Here is an 18,687-nt window from a genome sequence, read left to right on the forward strand (position 1 = left end):
ATAGCATTATTAAAAAAACTCCTTGTATCGTAGGATATACTTATTTTAAAGATTAATTTACATAAAGTGAATATATATAATTTTCAAAATCCCTTCCAACTTTTATTCCATGTTATTTAATTTGAAGGAACACCCATTAATTAAATAACGTACATAATGATTGATAAACATTTACAGCATTGATATTATCATCTTGTAAATAATTATTTAACAAAAATTTAAAGGAGATTACATTTTGAAAAAGAAAACTTTATCGTTATGTTTATTAGTTTTAGGTGTTTCAGGAATCGCGATGTTTGGAGGAAGCAAAGAAGTTTCTGCTCATGGTTATGTTAATCAGCCAGCCAGCAGAGTTGTTAATGCAAAAGCAAATGGTTTTGGCTGGGGACCAGGAGAAATTTCATCTCATCCTGCAATTATCTCTACACCACAAGGGATTGAAACAAGCACTTCTAAATTAGATTCAGGAGAATTAAACGGTAAATTAGCATCTGCTGGTTTAGAAGGATACTCACCATTAAATGTGCAAACTTCAAATAGATGGGCTAAAACGTCAATCAATACTGGTGTTAATAACTTTAATTGGCATCACACTGCTGTTCATAAAACAAATAGATATAGATATTACATGACGAAACAAGGTTGGAACCAAAATGAACCATTGACTTTAAAAAACATGGATCTTATTACAGTTATTGGTCAACCAATCGGAGAAAATCTTCCAAGTGGTGAAGGTTTCACGCCTAAAGTAGATGAATTACAGAAAGTAACGATACCTTCTGATCGTAGCGGTTATCATGTGGTTTACTCAGTTTGGGATATTAATGATACAACTAATTCATTCTTCCAAGCGATCGATGTGGATGTAAAATAAATAGTTTAAGCCAGAGGTGTGCGCCTCTGGCTTTTTTGTACCTTGCCGAATATCTATATACGAATTTCTTTTATTTAGCTAAAACCCTCCAATGCGCATCTATTATTTCCCATCTCATTTTTTACTACTCTAATGGTATTCATCCTGACAAATTTCACATTCTAACTTGTACTGGGTTAATTAGATTTTTTATTCTTTCATCTGTTATAGCAACTGTACGATTTTTTTTCATTTTGTATTCAATATAACTATTAGAACCTTCTTTTAAATTATAATTATATGCTCTAACAAACCTTTTAAGGAGCTGTTCTCCATTTCTAATACCTATTATTTTTGTCTTTATATCTTGTTCATTTATTTTCTCTATAAACAATTCCAGATTAAACTTCTTTATCGTATACATATTAAAAAAAGCAATAAATAAACCAGAAACAGATTTTAGCTCCGTCTTATAGATAAAATCATTAAACTTGAATACAACCAGTTTAAACTCTTCTACATCAAGAAAGTTGAAATTCCCTTCTTTAACTATATCAATATCTTTTGTACTTTTATTTAAATTTCCTAGTGCAGCTGAAACCATATCTCCTAAAGGAATATACTTAAATCGATGTATTAATTCGTTTAATTCTGTATAAGCTTCCTTTCCATCTTCCACATATTTATTGATAAAGTCTTGGACACTCCAATTATACACAGTATTATTAAGCTCAATAATATCAGCCATATTTTGGGATATAGTTACATAATATGGTAAGTTTATTCCATATTTTTTAGCAATATAGAATCTATGTTGCCCATCAAGAATTTCGAGTGTACTATTAACAGCTATGGGTGTTAATATACCTTTTTCTAAAATCGAGTTTTCCAATTTTCTATTCACACGAATTTGTCTATTGCCTTCAATTAATCTAAATTGATTATATTCGTTTGTTGTATATATATCGCTTATCACTTTATCCATATCTCTAATCCGCCTTTCGACTCATCTGGAGTAGCAAAAAATCGCGTTCTTCTGATATAATCGGTTTTTCATTTTTAGATAAGTTAAATTTGATTGCTTTTCCTGTAATTGCTTCTTCTCGTAAGCGATAATTATGTGCCTCTAAAAAAACTTCTGTCACCACATCTAAACTCATAATTCCGTTTACTAATTCTTCTTTTCCTCTCATTCCTTTTATCATACGATCTCTATCAAATTTTTTTACTGTGTAAAGATTAAAGTAGCCCAAAAAAGTGTAAAGACTACTTTTTAAGTCTGTACATTTTATAAATTCTGAGTAATCTTCAAGAAATAAACAAAAATGAGGATAATTATAAAATTTAAATCTTCCTTCACGAACATTTTTGCTAGACTTCAATGATAAATTTAGCAGACCTTGGGCTGCCGTCATTAACGAAGATATTGGAATGCTTGAGTACTTCTTAGACAATTTCTGGAGTTTTTCATATTCTAAATTTCCATCACTAACATATTTATTTATATAATCATCAAGTTTCCATGCTTTTTTGGTATTATTTAAATCAATAACCTCTTTCATTCCAAAACCTTGACTTACCCTATATAATATTTTCTTTCCAAATTTTTTTGCGATTTCATAACGACTTTGTCCATCCAGTATCTCCATATTTTCATTAACTGAAATAGGTATTAACATCCCATGCACTAAAATTGATCTTTCCAAACTAGGATTTCTTTTCACTTTCCTATTTCCTTTTAAATACTTAAATTTGTCATAGTCTTCTGTTTCATAAACTTTACCGATATTTCTACCCATTTTTTTCTTCCTCCTACCTTAAAATAATCTCCATTTTTTACATCCAACTTGTATTTACGCTCTTATTTCACACATAAATATACGTTGCTACTGATGATACTTAACCACTATTCCTCCTTTCAACCATCTTATATAAATTGTATCTAAATTTAGTTACAATTTAACAACAGTCAAACGATATATTTCGTAATATTTGTCAGAAAATCGTAACTAATCTGAAAAATATTTTTTTAGTCACAAAAAAACTACCTTATTCTTATAAGAATAAGGTAGTTCATTTTATAAACAGTTCACTTAATTAGCTAGTTTATTCCATTCAAATCAAGCACAGTTTCTCGTTTAATTAGCTGATGAGGTATCACCAACCGCACGCCTGTCGCTTCTTTTTGCTGCAATGATTCGATTAATTTTTGCATACCCATTTTTCCTAGTTCAGCGATATCAATATCGATACTTGTCAAATAAGGATGTACCAGTGTAGCATAAATCGAATTATTGAAACTAATAACAGAAAAATCATCCGGCACACGATAGCCGTACATTTGTGCTAGTTGAATCATTCGCATCGCAAAAATATCATCAATCACAACCGCAGCTGTTGCTTTCGTGTCTTTTAAAAGCTCTTCAAAAGCCACATAATCTTCTGGTTTCTCCATATCTACAGAAGGTAAGACAGTTAAGCCAGCCAGCATCATTGCTTTTTGGTACCCAAAATAGCGTTCATAATAAACGTTCTCATGAGTTGTATTGGTAATAAACAAAATAGTTTTGTGCCCATTTTCAATGAGATAATCTGTCGCGTGTTTTCCTAACAACTGGTTGTCATTATCGACATAAATAACTTGATCTTCATTTGTATATGGCTGACCAATCAAAGAAAATGGAACCTGATTTTCGAACAAATAGTTAATAACCGGATCATCTTTATCCGAATACAGCAAGATAAAACCATCAACTTGCTTTTGCCGATGCATCAGCTGAACATTTTCCAGTAAGGTCTCGAAAGACTGAGCAGTAGCGATAGCTGTAGTCATGCCATGTTTGCGCGCTTCATCATTAATTGATTCAATAATTTCCAAGTAAAACGGATTACCCATCCGCTCACGAGAATCCAATGGCGGCAAGATAACACCCACAGCTCCTGATGAACGCTTCCCTAAATTTCGAGCAGCAATATTCGGAACATACCCCATTTCTTCCATTACTTTATATACTTTTTTCTTTGTAGCATCTGAAATGCTGGGGTGATCGTTAATCACTCTGGAAACTGTAGATGTCGCAACACCGGCCTTTTTAGCCACATCTTTTACTGTAATCGTCATCGGTTCCACTCCTTTCATAGTTAGTCATTAGTTTATTATTTACATTCAAATCAATACTGTCGTAGAAAATAATACCATAGATTGAACCTTAGTTGCTATCGTGATTTTCGAATCTAAGGCTTTTTTGGCTGGATGCACTTATTTTTCGGTTCTTTTTATTTCCCAAATTGATGTTAAAAATGAAAAAGTCAGTTCTTTGGTCGATGCGACTAGTGGAATTCCCGAACCTAAATCTGCTTCACGCCCAACACCAATTGGTACAGCTCCACTTGCTAAGATTGCTTGAATCCCTGCTTTTGCATCTTCAATACCAATACATTCTACTGCTGATAACCCAACCTCCTTAGCAGCTAATTCAAAAATTTCTGGATCGGGTTTTCCTTTAGCTACTTTCGCTGGATCTGCAATACCGTCAAAATAATCCATTAATTTCATTTTTTTTAATAGAAATGGCCCATTTTTACTAGCTGATGCTAGAGAGATTTTTATTTCCTGTTTCTGTAACTGTTGCAGTAATTCCAAAATCCCCGGATAAACATCTGCTTCACTAACTTCCTGAATCATGTCTACATAGTATTCATTCTTCCGTTGCGCTAATTCAGCAAATTGTTCTGGTGTAAAATCTTGTGAGCGTCCACCATGAGCTAACAATAATTTTAGTGAATCTTCCCGACTCACACCTTTTAGTTCTTCATTAAACGTACGATCAATGCTAATCCCGATTTCTTTGCCTAAACGCTGCCATGCTTGGTAATGATATTCCGCTGTATCCGTTAAAACACCATCCAGATCAAATAATACTCCTTTAAACATGTTCATTCACCTTTTCCATCGCTACTGTTAATTCATCTGATAAGAGCATTTTATTTCCATATAATGTAAGTGGTAATTCCGTTCCTGAAATCAGTTCAATACGCACATTATTTTGATCCACTGTTACATAAATCAAACGGTCACGATAATTTACATGGAATGCATAATTCGTCCAAGTACTTGGTAAAAACGGTGCAAAACTTAATGTTTCATTCGCTGTTTTCATTTGAGCAAATCCTTGTACAATCGCCAACCAGCTACCTGTCATCGAGGTAATATGCAGACCATCTCCTGTATCATTATTGTAATTATCTAAATCAAGTCGAGCTGTGCGCTGATACATTTCTACAGCTTTTTCTTCCATTCCTAATTCAGCAGCCAAAATTGCATGGACACTTGGTGATAAAGAAGATTCATGTACCGTCATTGGTTCATAAAAACGGAAATTACGCTCCTTTTCTGCTGTTGAAAAACGTTCTCCGAAGAAATAAATTCCTTGTAAAACATCTGCCTGCTTAATAAAACAAGATCGTAAAATCCGATCCCAAGACCAATGTTGATTTAAAGGTAAATCATTTGGAGAAAGTGCCGATCTTGGCATTAAATCTTTATCTAAAAAGGTATCATGTTGAACAAAAACACCTAGCTCTTCATCAAAAGGATAATACATATTTTCGATAATATCTTGCCAATGAGCTTGTTCTTCAGGTGTAATCGTTACTTGTGTTTGCTCTTGATATTTTTGATAGTTTTCTAAAGTATATTGTAAAACCCACGTTGCAATTGTGTTGGTATACCAGTTGTTGTTGATGTTATTTTCATATTCATTAGGCCCTGTTACTCCATGAATCATGTATTTTTGAGCTCGTTTTGAGTAATGTACACGATCTGCCCAAAAGCGGCTAATTTCCGTTAACACTTGCAAACCTTCGTTTTTCAAATAATCATTGTCGCCAGTGTAATTTACGTAGTTATAAATCGCGTAGGCAATTGCACCATTTCGATGGATCTCCTCAAATGTAATTTCCCATTCATTATGGCATTCCACCCCAGTAAAAGTCACCATTGGGTAAAGTGCTCCAGCTAAACCTTGTTGACGAGCATTATGTTTAGCTTGTTCTAATTGATTAAAGCGATATTTCAACAGATTTTTTGTGACTTCGGGTTTCGCTAACGCCAAGTAAAGCGGCACCGCATAAGCTTCTGTATCCCAATAAGTAGCACCGCCATACTTTTCACCAGTGAATCCTTTCGGTCCAATATTTAAACGCTCATCTTCGCCATAATAAGTCGTAAACAGCTGGAATAAGTTAAAACGAATACCTTGTTGCGCTGCATCGTCACCTTCGATTACAACATCTGCCAATGCCCAACGTTTTCCCCAAGCTGCTGTTTGTTCTTTTAGAAGTTCTTCAAAATTCTTCGAGCTTCCTTCAAGTATGCGGCAAGCTTTTTCTTGCTGTTCTGCTTCTGGAACATCGCGGCTCGTCAAAACAATCACTTGTTTTTCTAGTGAAATTGTTTCATTTGCTGCTAGTTCTGTTTGGAAAGTTTGCTGCACTTTAAGCGCTTCTGTTTCCGCAATTCCAGTGTTAATTTCGGTTAAATGTTTCATTGCAGCAGTGACACTGAATTGTTCAATTCCGAAAGCATTTGGAATCGTCCGAGTAGTTAAAAATCCGACCGTTTCTTCAAATCCAGATTGTTGTGCTTCCCAAAACATTTCGTCGTAATTGCTATCTTCATTACGAACATCGCCATCAATTTTTGATACAATCTGAATGTCTGCTGTCCCTTTTAAAACTGTTGCTGTCACTCGAATGACAGCTAATTCTTGTTGAACAATACTTAAAAAACGTTCAAAACGGAACTCAATACTGGTATCAGTATTTTCAAAAATAAACGTACGTGTTAATAATCCATTTTTCATATCTAATTCTAAATAAAAATCTTTTGGTTCTTGAACACCTAAATCAAGTGCTTCTCCATTTACAAAAATATCCATTGCAATAAAATTCAGTGCATTAATTACTTTACCAAAATAATCCGGATAGCCATTTTTCCACCACCCAACTCTGGTCTTATCTGGATACCAAACACCGGCTAAATAGGTTCCTTGATGATGATCTCCTGTGTATTGTTCTTCAAAATTACCTCGCATTCCCATATAACCATTACCAATAGATGTTAGTGATTCTTGCAGGCGACGTTCGCTGCGTTCTAATTGATGTGTTGCAATTTTCCATGGGTCTATCTCAAATAAGTGATTCATTTGCTTTCCTCCTATTGACTGTCTCATTTCATACTATCATATTAAACGCAACCGATTGCGTTGTCAAACATTTATTGTTCAATTATTTAATTTTCCTCTATCAAAATCTATATATCTTGAATATCTAGTATAAGGTCACTTGGTAAGTAAAGTTTTAATTTAAGAGTTTACAAAAATAAAAATCTCCTTTATACTAATACCAACGAAATCGATTGCATTAAAATTGCAGAGGAGAGAAAACGAATGAAAAAGTTACTAAGTTTTGAATTTTGGCAAAAATTCGGTAAAGCTTTAATGGTTGTCATCGCGGTTATGCCAGCGGCTGGATTAATGATTAGTATCGGGAAAACAATTCCGTTAATTAATCCTGATTGGACAGCACTTGTCACAACAGGCGGCGTGATTGAAAATATTGGTTGGGCTGTTATTGGCAATTTACACATTTTATTTGCTTTAGCAATTGGTGGAAGCTGGGCGAAAGAACGGGCTGGCGGAGCTTTTGCTGCTGGATTATCTTTCATTTTAATTAACCGAATTACTGGTTCAATTTTCGGCGTAACTAGCGCCATGTTAGCTGATGATAAAGCCTTCACACATACTTTATTCGGTACAAAAATTATGGTTAAAGGCTTTTTCACTAGTGTGTTAGAAGCACCCGCTTTAAATATGGGAGTTTTCGTCGGGATCATCGCTGGTTTTGTCGGAGCTATGGCTTTTAACAAATATTACAATTATCGAAAATTACCTGATGCTCTATCATTTTTTAACGGAAAACGTTTTGTGCCTTTCGTTGTAATTCTTTGGTCAACAATTGTTGCAATTATTTTAGCTATTATTTGGCCTTATATTCAAGCTGGAATCAATAATTTTGGTTTATGGATTGCTCAATCACAAGACACTGCTCCTGTTTTAGCACCATTTTTATATGGAACTCTTGAACGTTTACTACTACCTTTCGGGCTGCATCATATGCTTACAATTCCAATCAATTATACGCAACTCGGCGGAACTTATGAAATCTTATCTGGCGCACAAGCTGGAACACAAGTATTCGGACAAGATCCACTTTGGTTAGCTTGGGCAACAGATCTAGTTAACTTAAACGGCGCAGGCGATATGTCACAGTACAATTACGTTTTAAACAACTGGACGCCAGCTAGATTTAAAGTCGGACAAATGATCGGCGCTTCCGGCATTCTGATGGGTATGACCTTAGCGATGTATCGCAATGTTGACGCTGACAAACGAGCTAGTTACAAATCAATGTACATTTCTGCAGCTTTAGCAGTCTTTTTAACTGGAGTTACTGAACCTTTAGAATTTATGTTTATGTTTGCTGCTGTACCCCTTTACATTGTTTACGCTGTTATTCAAGGTGCAGCCTTTGCGATGGCCGATATTATTTCATTACGGGTTCATTCTTTCGGAAATATCGAATTACTGACTCGCACACCTTTAGCGATCAAAGCTGGTTTAGGTGGAGATTTACTAAATTTCGTGATTTGTGCGATTCTTTTCGGAGTTGCAACTTACTTTATCGCTACCTTTATGATTAAGAAATTCAACTTTGCAACACCAGGAAGAAATGGAAACTACGATAACAACGATGACCAAACAGATTCAACTATATCCAGTAGTCAAAATATCGGCAATAACGATCCGCAAATTATCGAAATCATACACTTATTGGGTGGAAAAGAAAATATCGTTGACGTTGATGCTTGTATGACAAGATTGCGTGTAAGCGTTACGGATAAAGAAAAAGTTGGATCAGAAGATGATTGGAAAAAAGCTGGAGCTATGGGCTTAATTGTAAAAGACAGCGGCGTACAAGCTGTTTACGGACCTAAAGCTGATATTCTAAAATCAGACATCCAAGATTTACTTGATTCAGGAGTGACAATACCTGAACGTCAGAAAAATACTTCTGGAGACACTCCTAACGTAGAAACAAACTATCAAGATGTTTCAAAACCACTTGTTCCAGTTGCTGAAGGAGAAGTCATTTCAATTGAACAAGTTGATGATCCAGTCTTTTCACAAAAAATGATGGGTGACGGTTTTGCTGTAATCCCCATAAACGAAACGATTTACGCACCAATCGCTGGAACAGTTACTAGTATTTTCCCATCTAAACACGCTTTAGGTATTCAGACTGACGAAGGCGTTGAGGTATTAATCCACATGGGGCTGGATACAATCGAAATGACCGAATCCGCGTTTACCATCCACGTGGCTGAAGGTCAAAAAGTAACCGCTGGCGAAAAAATTGCTACCGCAGATTTAGAAAAAATCAAAGCAGCTGGCAAACAAACAACAATGATCGTCGTGTTTACCAATGGCGAAAAAATCAAAAAATTCACATTAAATAAAACAGGTAATCAAGCACCTGGAACCATTATTGGACAGTTAGAAGTCTAAGTTTATTACTTATAGGGTTAGCACGAAGCATTTCAGGCTTTGTCCTGACCCTATTTTTCGATCAAATCGCCGCAGGAGGAACAATTATGAAGATCTTAACTTTAAATACTCACAGTTGGTTAGAAGATCAACCTTTAGAAAAATTAAACCAGCTAACTGAACAAATTATTAAGGAAGAGTACGCATTAATCGCTTTGCAAGAAGTGAATCAACGTATGGACAGTTTGCCTGTCATTTCAAATCATGGTTTCCACCCAACAGAAAATCAATTATCAATCCACGAAGATAATTTTGCATACTTACTTGTTCAACAATTAAAAAAACGAGGGCATCACTATCACTGGAGTTGGGCATACAACCATATTGGCTATTCTATTTATCATGAAGGCGTGGCATTACTTTCCAAATATCCAATTACCCCAAGAGCAATTACCGTTTCAGAAGAACAAGATCCAGCTGACTATCGTAGAAGGGTAATGTTGATCGGGCAAACACAACTTGGAGATAAAACAATTACCGCTTTAAGTTGTCACTATTCATGGTGGACAGAAGCTGGCGGTTTCGCTCACGAATGGCAGCAGACAGAGCAATTTTTACAAAAAAGCACTGAACCTTTATTAATTATGGGTGATTTCAACAACGCAGTTACAGCAAAACATACAGGTTATGAGTTAGTAACCAATAGTCCGTTAAAACTTCAAGATAGCTTCATAGCTGCGGATACGAATATTGGTGAACACACGATCGAAAAAGCGATTGATGGCTGGGGAGAGAATCAGGAAAAATTGCGGATTGATTATATTTTCACTTCAGATGATTTCAACATTTCAACATATGAAATAGTCTTCGATGGAAAAAAAACACCAATAATCAGCGATCATCTTGGCGTTTCCGCAACGATTCAATATAAATATGATAGCAACATTTCTGTAACTACTAAAGAAAACCCGAACTCAGAACTCCTTAGTACGCAAACTGACTAACTTATTCCAGTTCATTTTTTTGAAAAAAACAGCTAAACTTTGCTAAACTTATAACAGGAAGCGTTTCAAGGTAAATTTTTTTCTGAAAGCAGGAACTTAATATGAAGATAGTCATTTTTGGAGGCAGTGGTTTTATTGGTCAAAAATTAGCTGAAGAACTCGTTAACAGAGGTCACCATGTCAGTAGTATTTCCCGCAGTGGAAAACCAGCTGATTTAACTACTCCTTGGAGTCAAAAAGTTGAGTGGATTCATTCGGATATTTTAAATGACACTGCTTGGCAAGATACCATAGCTACTTCCGACTGGGTTATCGATACCATCGGAATTCTTTTTGAAAAACCACAAAAAAATATTACCTATGATCGGTTTATTATAGAACCCGTACGGATTCTTTTACATTATTTAACCCAAACAAATAGCCGAGCAAAATTACTTTTCCTTTCAGCTAACACTGCGCCACTACTCTTAAAAAAATACATGAATGCGAAACTTTCTGCTGAAGAATTAATTAAGGAACAAAGTCCGCGCAACCTGATTGTTTACCCTAGTCTAGTAGTCGATCATGAACGGCCTTTTTCCATGATTAGTGCTAAATCAATTCGATTTAGCAAAAAAATCCCCGGATTACGCCAACTTGTTAAAGGTTATGATCCGATATCTAGACAAACGTTAGCAATCGAAATTGCAAATGTTATCGAAGGAAAAAGCTCTGTTTATACCAAACGGCGACAATAGTGTGCAGTACTTCAGGCATAAATTCTAATAAAAAATAAGAACACCTTTACTAAGATAAATTGACTAAACAAATAAATTAGTAGGGTGTTCTTATAATTGGAGCATAAATCAATCAAATGATTCTTCCTTGGTTGATTCATACTCTAAAAGCAATTGCTAATCTTCGTTTGTTTTTATATATTAGGAAACATCTAGAAAGATAATAGCGCTGGAACCTAACAAATCATTACTAAATCTAACCAAATGAGACCAGTTAGTCAACATAACAATTTCAAAAAACTGTCTTAGAAACTAAGTATAATTGATTGCCACTTACTATTTCTCTTAAAATCCATTCAATTTATCTAGACATACTAGGCTCCACTATAACATTTCTGTTAGCGCTAGTTGTTAACCTTGTAACAGGATCAGTAACAGAATACGTTAAATTATACAGTCCTGGAATATCTGTATTAACTGTTCCAGTTACACTGATTTGTGACGTTATGTTACTTCCGCCAGCGCCTACTGCCGTCACTCCATCCATCGGATCGAACGAAGTTCCTTGATCAATCATTACATCTTGCACGCCTCTCAATTGTGGTGCGGATGCATTTATATTCTGATTAATCATAAGCGTTCGAAAATCTAATGATTTCCCAAATTTACCTACCAATTCAACCTCAACTCTGTCTCCTGCGGCAAACAAGTAGTCTCTATTAAAATTAATTCTTGCAAGACCTGAGGCATCTAGTAACCCAGGCGAACGTTGCAGTGATACTGTTCCATTATTAATTACACGCCCGTTTCGGATATGTCTCCACCTCACCGTCTCGCCTTTAAAATACATACAAGTACCTACATATATCGTTGGCGGATTATTCCTCTCGAAATAAAGTGTTCTAATTCTATTTAGTGACATTCGAGCTGCAACTTCTTCACTGTCTAACGTTGCATCATCTAACCCTATTATCTCTTCAGCAGCATCACTTGAGCTTTCAACGCTTTCTTCAGCAAATACTGGTGCAATTCCGCTCAGTAAAGAACCTCCCAGTAAAAAGATAATTGATGTAAAATGAATAAGTTTTCTAATATTAATATTGATAACACAACTCCTCCTTTTGAAATAGTAAAAATAGTTTTTATATCTATGCATTTATAACTTTTCAATACGAAAATTAAGAGCAGAGACAATCAATAAGACAATTTTGCGAGATTGTTATGCTGACTAACTAGTCTCATTTTTTTTAAGTAACGTTCACAGAAACATTCTTTTCTAATCTAGATAACCTAATAATTCCATCGAAAGATATAGAAGTTTGTTGATGTACTATCAATCTTCATTTCAGATTATCTTTCTTCTGAAAAGACGTCTTCATTCACTTTATAATATACAAAAGTAGCTTGCTCATATTTTTGCACTTTAGTGATATCTTTTAAAAATTCTTCTACTAATTCTGGGTTGCCATAGAAATTTTTAATTTGAGTACTGACATTCATCCCTAATTGCTTGGTTGCGTTGTAATAGCGATTTAAGGTCAGTTGACCTTCTTCGGAATTTAAGTTGTTGGCTTTTTTTGTTCCGTAGCTGGCCATTGCTGTTGCTAGATAGCGGATATTTTGTTGCAGTTTTTCTTCCTCGTCTCCTTGATCTCGTGCTAAAATTAATTGTTCTTCAAAATCTCGGAGAAGATAATAACCTCGAATCACCGAATCAGAATCATCTGCGCTTAAGTTCATAGCTTGATAGTAGGAAATGTAGGCGGATGTACCTGAAAAAGTCAGAGTTAAAATTATCAGCCAGACAATCCAGATTAAGTTTTTCTTTTTCTTTCGTTGGTATTCTTTTCGTTGCATCGCTATTTTTTTGTTTTTCTTTTTATTCTTAATTTTTTTCCTCGATAATTTGGTCAGCTTTTTTCGTTGAACAACATACTGGATGAAAAAAAAGAATATCCCAAGGAAAGAAAGGGTGGCAGCCGCAACACCGCCTATAAAAATGGTTTCTAAAATAGACATTGTCTCAGCCCCTATTCACCCAGTAGTCGTTTTTTCCCTTTGCTTTGGCTTGCTTTTTTCTTTTTGTTAACTTTCTTTTCTTCTAATTCTTTTTGTTGTTTCTTTTTACGAAGGTACGTCATAATCCCGAAAATCATCCCGATGATTAGTAAAACAGCTCCAACAATCAGCGCAATTAGCTGCCAGTTCAGTCCTTTTTCCTGCACCAAACCAACATCTCGTTCGTTAAATTTATCCGCATCTTCTTGGGTGATTTCAAATTCTTCTGTCCATGCCCATTTTTGATCACCCGAAGTGATTAAAATGTTCGCGACATAGGTTCCCGAAACCATTCGTTCACCGTTCATGCTAATGGGAAATTGAATAAATGAATTTGGTGCCATACGCATCGCTGTTTGTTTTCGCTCGTATAAAACAGTGTCGTTTCCTTTGGCATTGATTTGGGTTTCAACCGTCATATTGTTCAAAAATGCTGGGATGATATTGGAGAAATCAACGAAAATGGCATTTCGGTAATTGCTTTGACCAGCAAATACCTGGTTTAATTTCAAATTTGGTGTTAACTTACCCTCGGATTCTTGAAGTAACATCGCAATAACATAGGCATATTGATTAATAATTCTAGAGCCGCCTTCGTCCGAGATATTATCCTCTTGATTGACTTTCATTAGTTGAATACCACCAGCGATTACACCTTCGATACCTGTTTCCGGCATTTTGATTTGTAGTTCAAGCGTTTTTGTTTCGCCCGCTTCTAAGTCAACGAATTCTGGCCCTGTTACAATATCAGCAAAATCAAATTTTAGAGATTCATCGTTTTCGATGTCGGAATCTCCATATTCAATGACACCATTTTGATTGGTTACCGCACCGTTTAGTCCAACATTGACTGTTAGTTTTTCTTCACTCGGGTTGGTCAAGGTCACGTTTATAGTTTGTTCCTGGCCTTTAGCCATTTTTAGTTTGTAATAGCCAATGTTGTCTTCCATTTGATTATCCGGAAAGTGGACTCTATAGGTAAATCCCGTCGCCCCAGCAAGATCATCATTATCATCAGCATGTGCTGTGTTTGTAAAAAGGACACTCGGCAGAAGCATCAATACAATTAATGAAATAATTTCTATTACGTTTATTCTTTTTTTCATGTTTATAACCTCATGTCTTTTTATTTTTTCTATGTATGGGAAAAATTATTTTTTTAAAAGCAAGCTGGCGAGAAATCTCGTCAGCTTACTTTAGGAAAAGCTGCAATAATGAATTAAGCTTCTGTATCGTCTTCGTCTGCAGTCGGTGCTGCTACAACTTTCCACGTTACTTTCGCTACATAATCGTCTTCAGCCATGTTTGAAGCAGTTGCTGCTGGAACTGTTAGTTTTACTGAGTTCGCATCTGTTTCGTTTCTGCTGTCACCAAAAGCCATGATGTAACGACCCTTTCCTTCTTCCTTATCTTGGTCTGCAGTTACAACTGCGACAGCATCATTACTTTCAGTTAATTGGAATGCTCCTGTGCTTGATGGAATTACGTTTGTGTTATCACCTTGTGCTGCTATAAATCCATTACTGAAGTTAATGGTTGAACCCGTTAATTTATTTGTGTCTTTTCCTGTAAATTGTTGTGTCATTTGTGCTGTTACTGTATAACCAAACGTTCCTCCAGCACGAACATCACGCCATTGAACATACGCTCCACGTGTTGTTGCATTATCGCCTTCACCAAACATCATTGGTGATGCAAATGCAGTTACTTCATTCGCAGATGTTTTGATTGTGCCAAATTCTAAGTTTGTTACTTTTTCAATCATTAATGGTCCACGATCTGGATTTGTAATTTCATCTGGCCCTTCTGGATTGGGTTCTGGTAAAGTCTCTCCTGGTTCTTCCGGATCAACGGTGTCTATCTCTTCATCGGGATCTGTTCCACCTTCTTCAACAGTTACTGTACCTGTTGAATCTAGTTCTGTTGCATCCGCTAATGCTACTGTCGGTGCTAATGCTCCGATTGTTAGGGCAGCGACGATCGCTGCTGATGATAATGTTGTGAATTTCATAATGTGTTTCCTCCTAGTGTGTTTGTGTATAATTTATTTGATAACCTGGACGAATCCAGAAGTATCACAAGTTTAAGGTAACTCGGCTAATATCCAAGTTATTTCTGTTGCGTATTGTACCGGGTAGATTTTTGTTGCAGTTGGAATGGTTAAACTGATGGCTGAATTATGATACGCCGGTTTACCGGAAAACTCATCCCTCACAGCATTTCCTGCTGCATCTACCACTGGTGACAAAGTGTTTTCCATGTTGTTACTGTTGGTTTCAGAAGCACCGAAGGCAATCGTCCAGACGCCACGGCCATTTCCAGCTGTCGCTGTGGCTAATTCGTAGGCTGTGCCAATCGAATTTAAGGCAATCGTTTCTCGAGTCACCGTTGGTGAACCGCTGTTGCCACTGCTGTTAGCCCAGCCTTTATCTAAGGAAAGGACCGCACCACTTAGTTCTTGTTCGCTGGCTTCTTGAATCACCGTGTTTCGAAACTGGTGATTTTGCTTCACTTGAAGTGTCCAGCCCGTTGAGACTGTTCGTTGATCGGTAATTTGGATATAACTACCTCTTGGCCCTGTATCTCCTAAAAATTGTTGGGCTAATACAGGATAAGTGCGGTTGGCACCTATTAATTTGGCTCGTCCAAAGTCAAGAGATGATACATAATCGATACGAAGTGGGCCGTCCGTAGAAGGTCCTTCTCCTGGATCAGCGATATCATCAGGATTTTCTGGATCCACAGGAAAAGATTCACCACCAACCACATTGACACTACCGGATTGATCCAAACTCTTAGATTCTGCCTCGCCTATTGAGATGAAAAATAAAGTCCCTAGCCAAATGAGCAAACCACTGGTTACTGAAACAAAAAATCGTTTCTTCATCTACTTTTCCTCCTTTATCTTTTTCCAGATAAACCAGAGAAGTAGAAACAACATACCTAATCCAACCAGCCCAAAGCGTTGAATCATCTCACCAGTACTCGGTAATCGACCAACTGATTCTGGATTTTTCTCTGTCGCTGAAGAACCGAAATCACTAGACGACTGCTGAGTCTCATCCTTATCAGAAACATTTTCAACTTCATAAAAAGAGATATTCCCGCCATTAGAAACTTGTCCGCCAGTTCCTTCAGTTGCACAAGTAACTACTGGTATCATTGCTAGGCTAAATATCCCTAACAAAGAGCAGAAAAATAATCGCATCCGGTTCTTTTTTATCATTTCCCACTCCTCCTAAGGCTGTCCAGCCATTATTTTCCATGTAATCATTCCTGTGTAACTCCCTGTATGTAAAATATCAGATGAGTCAATTTGCAGCTTCAAACCATCAGTACCTGCTTGAGTTCCCCAGTAATTACTAATATTGAAAGTACCAGCTATACCCGCAGTGTTCGAATAAACCGTTTGTGCATTCATATCTAAAATCATTTCTTTCCCATTCGCCACATAACGTAAGGCGTTTTTTAATTCCCGTCCTTCATTATTTTTCATAGGGGTGGATAAAGTCGCTGTTAATATCCAGCCACTACTGACTCCAGCTCGCATATCTGTAACAATCAAAGGTTGGTCGATTTTTGGATCCTCCACTCGTTGGGTAGTAGCATCATAAGTCAGTGTGCCAAAATCAAAGGCAGTAGGTACAGAAGCTAACCTGAGCGTACCTTGAATCTTATATTGAACAGTTACTTCAACACTATCCAGTGCTACACTGGTTTCATTTGGCGGACGTTCTACCACTTCATAACCTGATTGTTCTAAATTATTTAATTGGTCAATTACTTGCTGTTCCTTCGTCAGATCAACAAGATCACCTAATTGATAATTATCAATGATAATAGTATAGCCAGGTAATAATTGATCTAACTCATTGATGAATTCTACATTTAAAATAGTTTTTGACTCTACCACAGTTACAGGTACCACAATAGTATTTTGTATGCCGCTAATTTCTGATTCAATCACAACATTTACAGATGTCTCACCTGTCACATCGAAGTTTTTTTCTTCCTCGAACCCTACAACAAAAGGAGTATCGTCTGTTAGTTTATTTTCTAAATTTTTCACAAAATCTAAAGCCGAGACATCAGCTGTAGACGTACCTTGAGCTATTTCTTGGGGAACAGATTCTGCCCATGGGCGTGCCCAAGTCAGAGCATTACCTGAAACTGGATCAGATAGATAATTAGTAAAAGCTGTAATTGGAATCTCAAGGTAGTCCCCCACCAAGTAATCAGGCAATTTAGAATAATCTTTATCAAGTGCTCCTTCCAGTTCAATAACAAACGCTCTGGAACGAAGTGAAGACATCTCCTCTTTAGATAATTGAATAGCAAGCCCATCCTCTTCATAAGTTATGTCCGCAATCTTTGCCAAGTCATTCCCTTGATCGTCTTTAATAGAAATAACAGACATGTCCTTATGATGATTTGTATTATACTTTACGTCTAACTTATAATTTCCATTCGTAACTGATCCAACATCTTGTGTAACTAAATACTTACTTTTAAATTCTTTCTCTTCTTTTATACCTTCAATCTTGGGTGAAGGAGAATTGTTATCAGGCAATACACTGGCCGCCCGTCGATTGAAGATAGGCATTATCACACCGGTAACACTTCCTAGCGGACTCGAATGAATTCCAAATATGTACTCACCAATTTCCGGAGGTGTAAGAAGTGTCAAAGGTCGTGTATTATTGATAATTTCTATTAAATAATTAGAAGGACGTGACTGAATTACATATTCTTCAACATCTGATGTAGGAACAACAATGCCTTTAACAGAAGATTGAGAAATTTCAAAATGAATGTTACGAGAATGCCCCCATGTCGCCCCCAAAACAATTCCCTCTGGTAATGCGGTACCATCACTAAACTTATATTCGATAGTCATAGTCTGTGTAGGATTAATAATAGAAATATCTGGACGATTAAACCACAACCATAAATTATCTGTATCAAATCTAAGTTGCACGCTACTAAGGCGATCTCGAATACCGAATCTCAAATTCGCCTCTATTTCTTTCCCCTCATATATGCCTAAATTCGTTATACGCAAGGTTGAGTTTGCCGGGATTGAATAATTTAGAACAGAATTTATTTCCTGATTATTAACAAATACCTTCGTATCATCTGATCTTCCTAACATTGTAAAGGCAGCTGGAAGTATCTCTCCTCCTGTATCAACTTCTCCATTTTCATTTATAGCTATGAGTTGAGGAAAACCTTGAAGGCTTCTGGAAGATATTTCTTCATCTATTTTGTGGTTCCTTCTTTCAATAGGCACATCTATATTTTCTGCAAATGCTGTATGTAACGTCCAAAAGAAACATGTACTTATAAAAAATATTGCCCAAAGCATAGTTTTAATCTTTTTCATTCCTAGCCTCCTCTTCTATCGTGTCTATATTTAAAAATATTTATTTATATAAGTTGCAGTCATACAG

Annotated in this window: 16 protein-coding genes; 4 read left to right on the plus strand and 12 right to left on the minus strand. The window is 36.2% G+C overall.

Translation table 11 applies throughout. The annotated features are described in order from the left end of the window. The first annotated feature begins 235 nt into the window (after positions 1-235). Positions 236-874: a lytic polysaccharide monooxygenase gene (locus C240_RS03235; protein WP_271490884.1), complete on the plus strand. Its 639-nt coding sequence runs from the start codon at positions 236-238 to the stop codon at positions 872-874. Between the two features lie 154 nt (positions 875-1,028). Here C240_RS03235 and C240_RS03240 read toward each other — a convergent pair whose 3' ends face one another. The 5 genes from C240_RS03240 to C240_RS03260 form a co-directional block, all read right to left on the minus strand. Further along, positions 1,029-1,838 carry a ParB N-terminal domain-containing protein gene (locus C240_RS03240; protein ID WP_271490885.1) on the minus strand — a complete coding sequence of 270 codons (810 nt, stop codon included), beginning with the start codon at positions 1,836-1,838 and terminating at the stop codon, positions 1,029-1,031. Positions 1,839-1,842: 4 nt separating this feature from the next. After that, positions 1,843-2,652, minus strand: a complete 810-nt coding sequence (locus C240_RS03245) for a chromosome partitioning protein ParB (protein ID WP_271490886.1) — start codon at positions 2,650-2,652, stop codon at positions 1,843-1,845. 302 nt (positions 2,653-2,954) lie between these two features. Next, positions 2,955-3,974: a LacI family DNA-binding transcriptional regulator gene (locus C240_RS03250; RefSeq protein WP_271490887.1), complete on the minus strand. Its 1,020-nt coding sequence runs from the start codon at positions 3,972-3,974 to the stop codon at positions 2,955-2,957. A gap of 138 nt (positions 3,975-4,112) precedes the next feature. Then, a complete protein-coding gene (pgmB, locus tag C240_RS03255; protein WP_271491013.1) occupies positions 4,113-4,787 on the minus strand; it encodes a beta-phosphoglucomutase in 675 nt (224 codons plus the stop codon). After that, positions 4,780-7,059 carry a glycoside hydrolase family 65 protein gene (locus C240_RS03260; RefSeq protein WP_271490892.1) on the minus strand — a complete coding sequence of 760 codons (2,280 nt, stop codon included), beginning with the start codon at positions 7,057-7,059 and terminating at the stop codon, positions 4,780-4,782. The genes pgmB and C240_RS03260 overlap by 8 nt, the downstream gene beginning before the upstream one ends. A gap of 243 nt (positions 7,060-7,302) precedes the next feature. On the opposite strand from C240_RS03260, the gene C240_RS03265 reads away from it, so the two are divergent. The 3 genes from C240_RS03265 to C240_RS03275 all read left to right on the plus strand — a co-directional run bounded on the left by C240_RS03265 (position 7,303) and on the right by C240_RS03275 (position 11,200). After that, entirely contained in the window at positions 7,303-9,480 is a 2,178-nt protein-coding gene (locus C240_RS03265; protein WP_271490895.1) for a PTS transporter subunit IIBC, read from the plus strand. Positions 9,481-9,566: 86 nt separating this feature from the next. Beyond that, positions 9,567-10,463, plus strand: coding sequence for an endonuclease/exonuclease/phosphatase family protein (locus C240_RS03270; RefSeq protein ID WP_271490898.1), 897 nt, complete (start codon positions 9,567-9,569; stop codon positions 10,461-10,463). Between the two features lie 101 nt (positions 10,464-10,564). Then, on the plus strand, positions 10,565-11,200 hold the full coding sequence (locus C240_RS03275; protein ID WP_271490900.1) for an NAD-dependent epimerase/dehydratase family protein: 636 nt from the start codon (positions 10,565-10,567) through the stop codon (positions 11,198-11,200). 340 nt (positions 11,201-11,540) lie between these two features. On the opposite strand, the gene C240_RS03280 is transcribed toward C240_RS03275, so the two are convergent. From C240_RS03280 to C240_RS03310, 7 genes are all read right to left on the minus strand, one after another. Continuing rightward, entirely contained in the window at positions 11,541-12,335 is a 795-nt protein-coding gene (locus C240_RS03280; RefSeq protein WP_271490902.1) for an immunoglobulin-like domain-containing protein, read from the minus strand. A 194-nt stretch (positions 12,336-12,529) separates the two neighbouring features. Then, the gene (locus C240_RS03285; protein WP_271490903.1) at positions 12,530-13,198 is read right to left on the minus strand and encodes a hypothetical protein; all 669 of its coding nucleotides are present in this window, start codon (positions 13,196-13,198) and stop codon (positions 12,530-12,532) included. A gap of 11 nt (positions 13,199-13,209) precedes the next feature. Further along, entirely contained in the window at positions 13,210-14,343 is a 1,134-nt protein-coding gene (locus C240_RS03290) for a DUF916 and DUF3324 domain-containing protein (RefSeq protein WP_271490905.1), read from the minus strand. 113 nt (positions 14,344-14,456) lie between these two features. After that, the gene (locus C240_RS03295; RefSeq protein WP_271490908.1) at positions 14,457-15,248 is read right to left on the minus strand and encodes a WxL domain-containing protein; all 792 of its coding nucleotides are present in this window, start codon (positions 15,246-15,248) and stop codon (positions 14,457-14,459) included. Between the two features lie 72 nt (positions 15,249-15,320). Next, complete coding sequence (locus C240_RS03300) at positions 15,321-16,124, minus strand: WxL domain-containing protein (RefSeq protein ID WP_271490912.1); 804 nt, start codon at positions 16,122-16,124, stop codon at positions 15,321-15,323. Then, the gene (locus C240_RS03305; RefSeq protein ID WP_271490914.1) at positions 16,125-16,463 is read right to left on the minus strand and encodes an LPXTG cell wall anchor domain-containing protein; all 339 of its coding nucleotides are present in this window, start codon (positions 16,461-16,463) and stop codon (positions 16,125-16,127) included. A gap of 12 nt (positions 16,464-16,475) precedes the next feature. Continuing rightward, positions 16,476-18,389 (minus strand): WxL domain-containing protein, encoded by a 1,914-nt coding sequence (locus tag C240_RS03310; protein WP_271490917.1) that lies wholly within the window; start codon positions 18,387-18,389, stop codon positions 16,476-16,478. Positions 18,390-18,687 lie beyond the last annotated feature (298 nt).

The organism is Enterococcus sp. 5H, from assembly GCF_028128615.1.
Lineage (GTDB): Bacteria > Bacillota > Bacilli > Lactobacillales > Enterococcaceae > Enterococcus_L.